Annotated in this window: 9 protein-coding genes, 1 other RNA gene and 1 pseudogene; 6 read left to right on the top strand and 5 right to left on the bottom strand. The window is 50.0% G+C overall.

Features of this window, described 5'->3' with window-relative positions; translation table 11 throughout:
- Nucleotides 1–449 precede the first annotated feature (449 nt).
- Nucleotides 450–1,688, top strand: coding sequence for a phosphoglycerate dehydrogenase (gene serA / locus EOJ37_RS06185; RefSeq protein WP_127958938.1), 1,239 nt, complete (start codon nt 450–452; stop codon nt 1,686–1,688).
- Between the two features lie 56 nt (nt 1,689–1,744).
- Here serA and EOJ37_RS06190 read toward each other — a convergent pair whose 3' ends face one another.
- The 3 genes from EOJ37_RS06190 to zapA all read right to left on the bottom strand — a co-directional run bounded on the left by EOJ37_RS06190 (nt 1,745) and on the right by zapA (nt 3,054).
- On the bottom strand, nt 1,745–2,341 hold the full coding sequence (locus tag EOJ37_RS06190; protein WP_127958940.1) for a 5-formyltetrahydrofolate cyclo-ligase: 597 nt from the start codon (nt 2,339–2,341) through the stop codon (nt 1,745–1,747).
- A 110-nt stretch (nt 2,342–2,451) separates the two neighbouring features.
- A non-coding RNA gene (gene ssrS, locus EOJ37_RS06195) (6S RNA) lies at nt 2,452–2,635 on the bottom strand.
- Between the two features lie 89 nt (nt 2,636–2,724).
- Nucleotides 2,725–3,054 (bottom strand): cell division protein ZapA, encoded by a 330-nt coding sequence (zapA, locus tag EOJ37_RS06200; RefSeq protein WP_127958942.1) that lies wholly within the window; start codon nt 3,052–3,054, stop codon nt 2,725–2,727.
- Nucleotides 3,055–3,493: 439 nt separating this feature from the next.
- On the opposite strand from zapA, the gene EOJ37_RS06205 reads away from it, so the two are divergent.
- From EOJ37_RS06205 to ubiI, 4 genes are all read left to right on the top strand, one after another.
- Nucleotides 3,494–4,072: a YecA/YgfB family protein gene (locus tag EOJ37_RS06205; protein ID WP_127958989.1), complete on the top strand. Its 579-nt coding sequence runs from the start codon at nt 3,494–3,496 to the stop codon at nt 4,070–4,072.
- Nucleotides 4,073–4,161: 89 nt separating this feature from the next.
- Nucleotides 4,162–5,499 carry a Xaa-Pro aminopeptidase gene (gene pepP / locus EOJ37_RS06210; RefSeq protein ID WP_127958951.1) on the top strand — a complete coding sequence of 446 codons (1,338 nt, stop codon included), beginning with the start codon at nt 4,162–4,164 and terminating at the stop codon, nt 5,497–5,499.
- A 13-nt stretch (nt 5,500–5,512) separates the two neighbouring features.
- Nucleotides 5,513–6,691, top strand: coding sequence for a 2-octaprenyl-6-methoxyphenyl hydroxylase (gene ubiH, locus EOJ37_RS06215; protein WP_127958953.1), 1,179 nt, complete (start codon nt 5,513–5,515; stop codon nt 6,689–6,691).
- A 37-nt stretch (nt 6,692–6,728) separates the two neighbouring features.
- A complete protein-coding gene (gene ubiI, locus EOJ37_RS06220) occupies nt 6,729–7,931 on the top strand; it encodes an FAD-dependent 2-octaprenylphenol hydroxylase (protein WP_127958955.1) in 1,203 nt (400 codons plus the stop codon).
- A gap of 289 nt (nt 7,932–8,220) precedes the next feature.
- Here the strand turns inward: ubiI and EOJ37_RS06225 are convergent, their stop codons facing one another.
- Both EOJ37_RS06225 and EOJ37_RS06230 read right to left on the bottom strand, forming a co-directional pair.
- Nucleotides 8,221–9,411 carry a hypothetical protein gene (locus EOJ37_RS06225; RefSeq protein ID WP_162473661.1) on the bottom strand — a complete coding sequence of 397 codons (1,191 nt, stop codon included), beginning with the start codon at nt 9,409–9,411 and terminating at the stop codon, nt 8,221–8,223.
- A 692-nt stretch (nt 9,412–10,103) separates the two neighbouring features.
- Nucleotides 10,104–11,357 (bottom strand): hypothetical protein, encoded by a 1,254-nt coding sequence (locus EOJ37_RS06230; RefSeq protein WP_127958959.1) that lies wholly within the window; start codon nt 11,355–11,357, stop codon nt 10,104–10,106.
- Nucleotides 11,358–11,597: 240 nt separating this feature from the next.
- Here EOJ37_RS06230 and EOJ37_RS06235 point away from each other — a divergent pair.
- A pseudogene (locus tag EOJ37_RS06235) lies at nt 11,598–11,725 on the top strand (FAD-dependent 2-octaprenylphenol hydroxylase); the annotation flags it as partial.
- Between the last annotated feature and the right edge of the window lie 41 nt (nt 11,726–11,766).

Genomic DNA, 11,766 nt, shown 5'->3' on the forward strand with positions numbered 1-11,766 from the left:
GCACACGCTTCACTCCTTCCCGCTAGCCCCGATGACTTGCCTGAGTGATGTTTAATTGCACTGTTTGCCATGGCCGGTTAATCACCCCGTGATGCCATAGTTACGGCTAGCGGGTGCTGCGATGGTATAAAAAACATCCGCACGATTATTGACTGCGCTGCAGATCAACCATCGACAACAATAAAAATTAGTGATATGTATCACAAAAAACAATTATGGCAATATAACAAACCATAGATAAAACATATGCTGGAATTAAAAACCAAAAAACTTCAATTTAGCACAAGCTAGTGCCATCAACTCGCTATTATTTATATTGCCGTGCCGCTTATTTTTGTTATGTTGGAGGCTGTGCTGTTGAGTGCAGGTTGTGGCGAAGAGAACAGCAACCTTGAAGTATCTACAAGGAGCAACAGCGGCTTCTGAAGTCTGAACATAGGGTCGGTTAAATGGCAAAAGTATCATTGGAGAAGGACAGAATTAAGTTTCTGTTAGTGGAAGGGGTACACCAGAGCGCGGTTGATAATCTGCGTGCTGCTGGCTATAGCAATATTGAATACCATAAAGGCGCATTGGATGATGATGCGCTGAAAACATCAATTCGCGATGCTCACTTCATCGGCATCCGCTCGCGCACTCACTTATCGGAAGAGATATTTGCCGCAGCAGAGAAACTGATTGCTGTTGGCTGTTTCTGTATCGGTACCAACCAAGTTGATCTAAAAGCGGCCACTCGGCGTGGTATTCCGGTGTTTAATGCGCCGTTCTCCAATACCCGTTCCGTCGCTGAAATGGTGCTGGGAGAACTGCTGCTGCTGCTACGTGGCATTCCTAGTGCCAATGCCAAGGCGCATCGTGGCCAGTGGCAGAAACTGGCTGTCGGTTCCTATGAAGCGCGTGGTAAAAAACTGGGCATCATTGGCTACGGTCATATCGGCACCCAACTCGGTATTCTGGCCGAAGGGCTGGGGATGAACGTCTTCTTCTACGATATCGAAAACAAATTACCGTTAGGAAATGCACAGCAAGTACGTCATCTCTCTGATTTGCTAAATATGAGTGATGTGGTCAGCCTGCATGTACCAGAAACTGTGGCAACTAAGAACATGATCAGCAGTGACCAGTTGCAACTGATGAAGCCCGGCTCGATCCTGATCAATGCTTCGCGTGGCACTGTGGTTGATATTCCAGCACTGTGCCACGCGTTGAGCAGCAAGCATCTTTCCGGCGCTGCGATTGATGTTTTCCCTGAAGAGCCAGCCACCAACAGCGATCCGTTTGAATCACCACTGCGTGAGTTTGATAATGTACTGCTCACCCCTCATATCGGCGGCTCCACTCAGGAAGCGCAAGAAAATATTGGTTATGAGGTGGCAGGCAAACTGGCAAAATATTCAGACAACGGCTCGACACTATCGGCAGTCAACTTCCCTGAAGTGTCACTACCAATGCACAGTGTGAACAGCAGCCGTCTGCTGCATATTCACCAGAACCGCCCGGGTGTTCTGACGCAGATCAACCAGATCTTTGCCGAAGAGGGAGTCAACATTGCAGGACAATATCTGCAGACCAGTGCTGAAATCGGTTATGTCGTTATCGATATCGAAGCAGAGACCGAGCGTGCAGCAACCGCGCTGTTGCGGATGAAGGCGATTGAAGGCACCATTCGCGCACGTTTACTGCTCTAATTGATCTAACCGCTGTAACCGCGTCAGGCCAGGTTAGCGCTTGGCCTTGATGCTGACTACCAGCGCCAATTTCTTGTCGGCGTGATAATTTCCGGCAACGGCACATCCCACGCTTCTACCGGCAAGCGTTCCACCTGCTGACAATCGTGTGCTAGGCCAATTGGATAAGGGCCACCCGCTTGCCAGTGTTGCAAGGTTCGATCATAAAATCCGCCCCCCATACCAAGCCGATGCCCGTGCAGATCAAATGCGACCAGTGGCGTGAGCAGCAGTTCAAGTTGTGGAAATGGCAGCACGTTGGCAACATCCAACGCTGGCTCTAGGATATTAAAACGGTTATAAACCAATCGAGTGTGCGGTGTATACGCTAAAAAAAGCAGATGTCCAGCGCTGAACGGATGCAGCACGGGTAGATAGAGACGTTTGCCTGACTGCCATAAACGCTGGATCAGTGTTGCTGTCTCTAACTCACCATCAAAAGAGAGAAATACCGCAATTTTTTCAGAAAATTGAACACGTGAATGCTGTAACAAACTCAGCGCGATTTGATCCGCAAACTGCTGCTGCTGGGCCGCTGTCAACGCACGCCGACGCTGGCGGATCTGTTGGCGAATAGCGTGACGCTGTTGAGCAAACTGTGGCTGAAAAGGCATCTGGGTTAACTTGTTATAAACTGGAGTGGTTATGGTATTGAAGCAGAGCGAAACCGCAATCTTTGAATAAAATCAATACAATATATTGAGTGGTAAAGAAACTGTGATTGAGGTTCTCCGGGATGCCGCCGCAGGTTACAACCCTTGAACCCACGGTTCAAGGTGAACGAGCTATCGCAACCTTCAGGCTTCTCGGACCAAGCGAGCATGCACACCAATCGCGGTTTAACCCATTCTATTGATACTAACTATCGGCTCAGGGGACTCACCCGCTAGCAAGCACCCCAGAGAAATTTGTTATTTACTGACCGAGACAAAACTGTTGTTTTAGCCTGACCAAAACACTCTCACTTCAGTGAGAACGAGGCGATTATAACGATAAATCATGCCTCTTCGCTATCCTGGCGTTCACTAACCCGGTTCTGCTTAAGCAGCGCTTGCTCAATGGTCTGTTGCAGTAAACGGATGCGCTGCTCCATATTGGCTGCATAGTCACGCGTTTTCAAGCGCTCTTCGGCAAGTTCGTGACAGACATTCAATGCCGCAATAAAAACCAACTGTTCTGTATTGCTGACTCTAGTTCGAACTTTCAGATCTTGCAACCTCTGGCTAAGATCCTCTGCAGCCATATGCAACGCATCTTGTTGCTCTAATGGGCAATTAACTTTAAATGTGCGCCCAAAAATTTGAATATCTACCGGTTGTGCAGACATGATCTCTTCCTGCTTAAGTTTCGCGTGAGCGCCGGTTAACGATCACCACGCTAGCCACCATACTGTTAACGGTTAGAACCTCTGCCATTTGCTCTCTCACTGAGTATTTTGCCGTTAGGTCGTGCTCACCGGATCCAGATCCTGGCTTCTATTGACCACTATAGCGCTCTCCTTGTGCAAACTGGCGACGATAATCCAGGTTACGACAACCTTACCGTGACAATATCACTCACCGGCAACAGCGCTTGGCAAGAGAGGCGACTAATGTCATAAATTTAATTGAATTCATTTTGTTATCGATATCGGTATAGATTGCAGTTTATAAACTGCACCAACACTGCCGAGTTGTGACTGCACTCTGTTCGTTGTCAACTGGTATATCGATAGAGCTTGGTGGTAGCATAGCATGAACTTATCCCGCCAACGATGATAAATGAGCATATCTATGGATAATATATTGCCGAGTTACCCATCATTGACCGAAGCACTGGAGCAATATCAGATTGCTCTGACGGCCGCCGAGATGCACGGTTTAATCTGCGGTCTGCTATGCGGCGGTAACCGCGATGCCAGTTGGCAGACCTTGCTGATTGAGCTGACTAACGAAGGTCTCGCTTTGCCCTATGCCCTAAATACTTTGCTGAAACAGGCCTATGAAGCCAGTCGACAAGCGCTGGAAGATAATAACTTTATGTTTCAGTTAATGATGCCTGACAGCGACAGTTCCACTCTGTTTGAACGAGCCGATGCACTGGCAGGTTGGGTAAACCACTTCCTACTTGGATTAGGCATGATGCAGCCTGAATTGGCACGCATGAAAGACGAAGTTGGCGAAGCGATTGCCGATCTACGCAATATCGCCCAGTTAGGGTACGACGAGCACGAAGACCAAGAAGTGATGGCGCAATCATTGGAAGAGGTACTGGAATATGTACGTGTCGCCGCGCTGATTTGCCACACCGAGTTTACCAATTACCAACCGACAGCGGTCGAAATGCCAAAACCGACCTTACATTAAGCACCATCCGCTCGATATTGCCGATTATGCTTAAACCACGATAGCGGCCACCGTCAGGTCAAATTACACAGCGATTGCAGGAGAACATCATGCTCGAGCAGGAATTTCATCAACGCCGTCAACGGTTGCTAGCACAAATGGCACCTGCCAGCGCAGCACTGATTTTTGCTGCCCCCACAGTCAGCCGAAATGCAGACTCTGAATATCCCTACCGCCAGAACAGCGATTTTTGGTATTTAACCGGCTTTAATGAACCCGACGCGGTATTGCTACTCATCAAGCAGGATTTGATCGAAGGCGAGTGTGTGCTGTTTAACCGTGAACGTGATCATCTGGCCGAAATCTGGTCAGGGCGTCGTTTGGGGCAACAGGGAGCACTGGATAAATTGGCGGTTGATCGCGCACTGCCGTTTAACGAACTCGAACAGCAGCTACCACTGCTACTGAATGGACTCAGCGAAGTCTATCACGCACCGGGGCAGTATGCTTTTGCCGATCAGATACTGGCCAATGTGATGGAGAAATTGCGCCACGGTTTTCGGCAGAATCTGAGCGCGCCAACCCGCCTGACCGACTACCGTCCACTCCTGCACGAAATGCGCCTGTTCAAATCACCGGCTGAGATTGCGCTGATCCGCCGAGCCGGTGAAATTAGCGCCCTCGCCCATACCCGCGCGATGGAAAAATGCCATCCCGGCATGTTTGAGTATCAACTGGAAGGAGAAATTCTGCACGAGTTTCACCGTCACGGTGCACGTTACCCCTCCTACAACACCATTGTTGGTAGCGGTGAAAATGCCTGTATTCTGCACTACACCGAAAATGATTGCCAAATGCGCGAGGGTGATCTGGTGCTGATTGATGCCGGCTGCGAATACCAGGGCTATGCCGGTGATATTACACGTACCTTCCCAGTTAATGGTAAATTTACCCCCGCACAGCGGGCGCTGTACGATATTGTGCTGGCAGCACTAAAACAGGCTTTACATCTGTTCAAACCAGGCACCAGCATTAGTGAGGTCAACGATCAGATTGTACGCACAATGATTGCCGGTTTAATTGAGCTGGGTATTCTACATGGTTCGATCGAACAGTTGGCAGCCGAGCAAGCACACCGGCCATTTTTTATGCATGGCCTTGGTCACTGGCTGGGGCTGGATGTTCATGATGTCGGGCATTATCGCACACCAAGCCGCAGTCGCACCTTGGAACCCGGCATGGTATTAACGGTTGAACCCGGTTTATACATTGCTCCAGATGCCGACGTCCCAGTGCAATACCGTGGCATCGGCATTCGTATCGAAGATGACATCGTGATCACCGCCAACGGCAATGAAAACCTGACCGCAAGTGTGGTCAAAGATGCCGACGAGATAGAAGCCTTGATGGCAGCAGCAAAGTTAGCCGCAGAAAAAGCAGAAAAATAAGTAGAGAAATAACATGAGCGTGATTATTGTCGGCGGCGGTATGGCTGGTGCAACGTTAGCGCTGGCCATCTCAGCATTAAGCAAAGGGCGTATCGCCGTTGATCTGATCGAATCAGCGCTCCCCTCAACGGCCACACACCCAGGGTTTGATGCCCGTGCCATCGCCCTGGCGCAAGGCACCTGCCAACAATTGATGGCTATCGGTATCTGGCCAGCATTAAGCGATGCCGCCACGGCAATCACCGATATTCATGTCAGTGATCAAGGCCATGCCGGTATGCTGACACTGCATGCGACAGAGTATCATATCCCTGCATTAGGCCAGGTCATTGAACTGCAAGATGCCGGCCAACGCCTGTTTGCACTGCTGGCTAAAGCTGATAATGTGCGCTTGCACTGCCCAGCCAAGGTACTTAATGTACAACGTCATACCGATCGAGTTGACGTGGTGCTAGATAACGGCCAACAACTGTGTGGACAACTGCTGGTTGCTGCTGATGGTTCACGGTCTGCGGTAGCGCAGCAGTGTCATATCAGTTGGCAACAGCATCGTTACCCGCAGTGCGCCACCATTGCCACGATCACCTGCAGCAAAGCCCCAAACGGCTGGGCTTTTGAGCGTTTTACCCGTCATGGGCCACTGGCCTTGCTACCGCTTGCCCACGGGCGCTGTTCACTGGTCTGGTGCCATCCTCAACAAGATCAGGCAGAGGTTAGTGCCTGGAGCGACAGCCAGTTTCTGCAGCAGTTACAACTGGCATTTGGCTGGCGTTTGGGAAAGATCCTGTCAACCAGCCAGCGACACTGCTATCCGCTCAGCTTACTGGTCGCTAATCAGCATGTTAGCCACCGTTTAGCATTGGTCGGCAACGCTGCACAAACGCTGCACCCCATCGCTGGCCAAGGTTTCAACCTCGGGCTGCGTGATGTGATATCACTGGCTGAGACCTTGGTACAAGCGGCAGAGCAGCAGCAGGACCTGGGCGACTATTCCGTATTACAGCACTATCAACAGCGACGCCAAACCGATCAACAAGCAACGATCAACCTGGTTGACGGCTTAGTACGCCTGTTCGCTAACGACTATCCGGCTCTGGTTGTTGGCCGTAATTGTGCGCTACTGGCACTGTCACAGTTGCCGATGATGCGTGCCGCCTTTACCAAACGTACACTCGGTTGGGTGAAACATTAATCCGTTTCCATCCGCTATATTAAGGAACTGAAATACCATGCAATCCTTTGACGTGATGATCGCCGGTGGCGGAATGGTAGGCTTAGCTCTAGCCTGTGGCCTACACGGCAGTGGTCTACGTATTGCCGTATTGGAACAGCAAGCACTGCAACACACACCACTCGCGGCACAGCCTGCGTTACGGGTCTCAGCCATCAATGCAGCCAGCCAGCGCCTATTACAACAATTAGGCGTCTGGCAAGAGATCCTGTCACTGCGTGCCAGTGCTTATCAGGCAATCGAAGTATGGGAACGTGACAGTTTTGGAAAAATTCATTTTGATGCCCGCGAGTATGGCTATCAGCAATTGGGGCACATTGTTGAAAATGATCTGATCCAACAAACTCTGTACCAAAAAGCACGACAACTGAATGACATCACACTGATCTCGCCAGCACAACTGAAGCAAGTGGCCTGGGGAGAAAACGATGCTTTTGTCACACTGGAAAATGGTCAAATGCTGACTGCACGCCTTCTGGTTGCGGCTGACGGTGCGAACTCATGGCTGCGTCAACAAGCAGACATTCCGCTCACCTTCTGGGATTATCGCCACAGTGCTCTGGTGGCGACGATCCGTACCCATGCAGCTCATCAGGCGACGGCACGTCAAGTTTTTTACGCTGACGGGATCTTAGCCTTGCTGCCACTGAGTGACGCACAACTTAGCTCAATTGTCTGGTCAGTAGCGCCACAACAAGCGCAACGTTTACAACAAATTGATCCAGAAATGTTTGCACGCGAATTGGCTGTCACTTTCGATATGCGTTTGGGGCTGTGCCAATTGGAGAGTGAACGCTTAATCTTCCCACTGACCGGCCGCTATGCACGCAATTTTGCCGCACATCGCTTAGTGCTAGTGGGCGATGCAGCACACACCATTCATCCACTCGCAGGTCAGGGTGTCAATTTGGGCTTGATGGATGCAGCACTGCTGATCGCCGAACTGAAGCGGTTACATCAACAAGGCAAAGATATTGGCCAGCACCTCTACCTACGCCGTTATGAACGCCAGCGCAAGAAGAGTGCAGCAATAATGTTGGCAACGATGCAGGGACTGCGTGAACTGTTCGCCGGCGACCATCCAGTGAAAAAGCTGTTGCGTGATGTTGGATTAACCATGGCGGATCACTTGCCGGGAGCAAAACCACAACTGATCCGCCAAGCGATGGGGCTTGATGATCTGCCTGATTGGTTGAGATAAGCCTCTTCGGCACCAGGCCAGCACACTTCGCTGACGAAATCTGTCATCTCTCGCTGTTCATACCCGATAAAGGGAGACAACTTGTTCACGTCGGGCAGCTCAAGGTTCGCGCTGGTACATCATCGAGCCGATGTGGTTAATTATCGATGCGGAAGAGACTTACGAGAATGGGCGGCATTAAAGAGCGCGCAGTATTGAGAGGGCAGTGTCAGTGTTGCTTAGCAACAACACTGATCACAGTATTAACCCGTTAAGACAAGAAAGTTAAGACAGCAAAGTGGGCTGTAACCTAACGCTGTACCACCGAAAACGTCGCTTGCGCAGTATAATCGCCCGGCACACCGGTTGCGCCACACAGACGGAAAGAGACCTGGTTCTGTACATCTATGCTACCCCCTGACACTACTCGGGATAAAGCAATACCATCCCGGCCATCAAAATACATAGTTGAGCCTGCACTACAGCTTGAACTCGCTGGCGCAGTGCCCGACCAGTTCCCGATGATCCATAACCGGCCGCCAGTTCCTGCAACACCCAGTTTTGACGGCGTGCTACTTAACCCGCTAGAAACCCCTGCAGCCATCACAGAAACATAAGGTGTCATAGAAACATTGGAGGCACCCTGATCACTGCACTGCACACGATAATTCAGCGTGGCAGTATCGTTACTAGTGCCAGCACCTGTCGATAAATCGACCGATGTCGGTATGTTCAGGGCACAGGAGTAATTCGCAACACGGACATCTACCCTATCCACCAGCAGTTCTGCCATATCCCCGCTACCACTGCTAGACAAATCAGCATGGTAGAGAGGTCTAACCGCATAATTACCCGGCATTAACGGCCTAGCGGCATAGATCTTGAAACGGACATTCACTGAGGATGTGCGTATCGCGTCGGGGTCATAGGTGACGCTGGGAATATTCGGGCAAAAAATCCTGGTGTCAACGTAGGGACTAGTCCCATCGGCATTACTTTTACTCGATTGAGTGGTAATGCCATCACTCCAAGTGTTGGTCCATAGCCCCTCGGTATAAACGATCAAGCCGTTGAGTCTCTTACCATCAGCCAAGGTACGCAGCCAAGTTGCAGAGCCATCCGGCAACAACCTCGCCCCAGAATCATTCCCAACATCGTTTCTCAGAATAATGCCATATGGCTTGCCATCACTGCCTTCAATACTAACCTCACGACTGGTAATATCGTCACAAATCGCCGTTGTGGTACTGATTGTAGATATACCATAACTTGTTGAGTACCTGGCATCCATCAATGCCTTGTTGAGAGTAGAGGTCACAGAGCCCGTTGCCCCAACAATCCCGCTGCGCCCGCCTTCGACCACCGCAGTCAGTGTTACAGCCGAGACGGTATAAGCTGTACTCACCCCCGCCATTATTATCAGCGCCTTCATCAACCACAGCGACCGTGTGGCGTATCGAACGCCAGCCATGCCAATAAACTGTGAGGTTGGTTGTTGCATTTGGTTGCGCGTCGCAACTTGTCCCGGTGCAAAGATTATCTTTTTATTTACTTTAATCATGAAAGTAGCTTTTGTTGAAATAATTGTTCAAAAAATAACAAAAAATAACATTTTTTATATCTAAAAAACAAAAACACAGTAAATTAAACCAAAAATATAATCAACAAAAATTTACTTTATGTCGTCTATTCATACCAACTGCAACTGTGGCACATAACTTGATTACCCGTTTTACTGATCAAGCGGATACTGCCTGAAGCTCAACGGCTCACGCTGCGTGAACGCTTCGCCGGCGACCATCCAGTGAAAAAGTTGTTGCGTGATGTTGGGTTAACTATGGCGGATCACTTTACCGGGGCAAAACCGTAACTGATCCGCCAAGTGATGGGGCTTGATGATCTGCCTGATTGGTTGAGATAAGCCTCTTCGGCACTAGGCCAGCACACCTTGCTGACTGAATCTGTCATCTCTCGCTGTTCATACCCGATAAAGGGAGACAACTTGTTCACGTCAACCAGCTCAAGGTTCGCGCGGGTACATCATCGACCTCATGTGGTTAATTATCGATGCGGAAGAGCCTTACGAGAATGGGCGGCATTGAAGAGCGCGCAGTATTGAGAGGGCAGTGTCAGTGTTGCTTAGCAACACTGATCACGGTATTAACCCGTTAAGACAGCAAAGCAGGCTGCAACCTAACGCTGTACCACCGAAAACGTCGCTTGCGCAGCATAGTCACCCGGCACACCGGTGCCACACAGACGGAAAGAGACCTTACCCGATACATCTATGCTGCCCCCTGGCATTACTCGGGATAAAGCAGTGGCATCCCTGCCATCAAAATACATGGTTGAGCCTGCACTACAGCTTGAACTCGCTGGCGCAGTGCCCGACCAGTTCCCGATGATCCATAACCGGCCATCAGTTCCTGCAACACCCAGTTTTGACGGCGTGTTACTTAACCCGCTAGAAACCCCAGCAGCCATCACAGAAACATAAGGTCTTATAGAAATATCGGAAGTACCCCAATCACTACACTGCACACGATAATTCAGCGTAGCAGTATCGTTACCAGCGCCAGCGCCAGTACCTATCGATAAATTGACCGATGTCGGTATGTTCAAGGCACAGGAGTAATTCGCAACACGGACCGTTACACGATCCACCAGTAGTGCTGTTATATCCCCTCCATAACTATAAGAAAAATCAGCATGGTAGAGGGGGTCAACCGTATAATCACCCGGTATTAACGGCCTAGCGGCATAGATCTTGAAACGGACATTGACTGAAGATCTGCGTATCGCGTTGGGGTCATAGTTGACGTTGGGAATATTCGGACAAAAAATACTCGTAGGGGAGTAGGGGCTAGTCCCATCGGCATAACTTCCGCTCGATTGAGTGGTCGTACCATCACTCCAAGTGTTGGTCCATAGCCCCTCGGTATAGACGATTGAACCCTTGAGTACCTTACCATCAGCCAAGGTGCGCTGCCAAGTTGCAGTGCCATCCGGCAACAGCCTCGCCCCAGAATCATTCCCAAGAGCGTTTTTCATAATAATGCCATATGGCTTGCCATCACTGCCTTCAATACTAACATCACTAGACAAACGAGTCTGACAACTCACACTGTAAGTACTGATTGCAGCCATACCATATTGACCTGCGTGCCGGCCATCGCCCAATGCCTTGCTGAGAGTAGAAGTCACGGGAGCCGTTGCCCCAACAATCCCGCTGCGCCCGCCTTCGACCACCGCAGTCAGTGTTACAGCCGAGACGGTATAAGCTGTACTCACCCCCGCCATTATCATCAGCGTCTTCATCAACCACAGCGACCGTATGGCGTATCGAACGCCAGCCATGCCGATAAACGGTGAGGTTGGTTGCTGTATTTGGTTGCGCGTCGCAACTTCACCCAGGGCAAAGATTGTTTTTTTATTTACTTTAATCATAAAATAGCTTTCATTGAGATAGTTGCTCGAAAATTAACGAATGCTAACGAAAGTTAACACTTCTTTATCTAACATCACACGATAACGTTAAACAAAAATAAACATACAATCAACAAAAGTTTACTTTACGTCACGTATTCATACCAACTGCAACGGTGGCACATAACTTGACTACCCGTTTTACTGATCAAGCGGATACTGACTAAAGCTGAACGGCTCACGCTGCGTGAACGCTTCGCCGGCGACCATCCAGTGAAAAAGTTGTTGCGTGACGTTGGGTTAACCATGGCGGATCACTTGCCGGGGCAAAACCACCACTGATCCGCCAAGCGATGGGGCTTGATGATCTGCCTGATTGGTTGAGATAAGCCTCTTCGGCACTAGGCCAGCACACCTTGCTGACCTTAAG

Origin of the sequence: Serratia microhaemolytica (genome assembly GCF_004011885.1) — a bacterium.
GTDB classification, from domain to species: domain Bacteria; phylum Pseudomonadota; class Gammaproteobacteria; order Enterobacterales; family Enterobacteriaceae; genus Serratia_G; species Serratia_G microhaemolytica.

Coding starts and splice junctions, on each gene's coding strand:
- ubiI (WP_127958955.1), top strand. CDS start 6,729: ATGCAATCCTTTGACGTGATGATCGCCGGTGGCGGAATGGTAGGCTTA.
- EOJ37_RS06225 (WP_162473661.1), bottom strand. CDS start 9,411: ATGCAACAACCAACCTCACAGTTTATTGGCATGGCTGGCGTTCGATAC.
- serA (WP_127958938.1), top strand. CDS start 450: ATGGCAAAAGTATCATTGGAGAAGGACAGAATTAAGTTTCTGTTAGTG.
- ubiH (WP_127958953.1), top strand. CDS start 5,513: ATGAGCGTGATTATTGTCGGCGGCGGTATGGCTGGTGCAACGTTAGCG.
- pepP (WP_127958951.1), top strand. CDS start 4,162: ATGCTCGAGCAGGAATTTCATCAACGCCGTCAACGGTTGCTAGCACAA.
- zapA (WP_127958942.1), bottom strand. CDS start 3,054: ATGTCTGCACAACCGGTAGATATTCAAATTTTTGGGCGCACATTTAAA.
- EOJ37_RS06230 (WP_127958959.1), bottom strand. CDS start 11,357: ATGATTAAAGTAAATAAAAAAACAATCTTTGCCCTGGGTGAAGTTGCG.
- EOJ37_RS06190 (WP_127958940.1), bottom strand. CDS start 2,341: ATGCCTTTTCAGCCACAGTTTGCTCAACAGCGTCACGCTATTCGCCAA.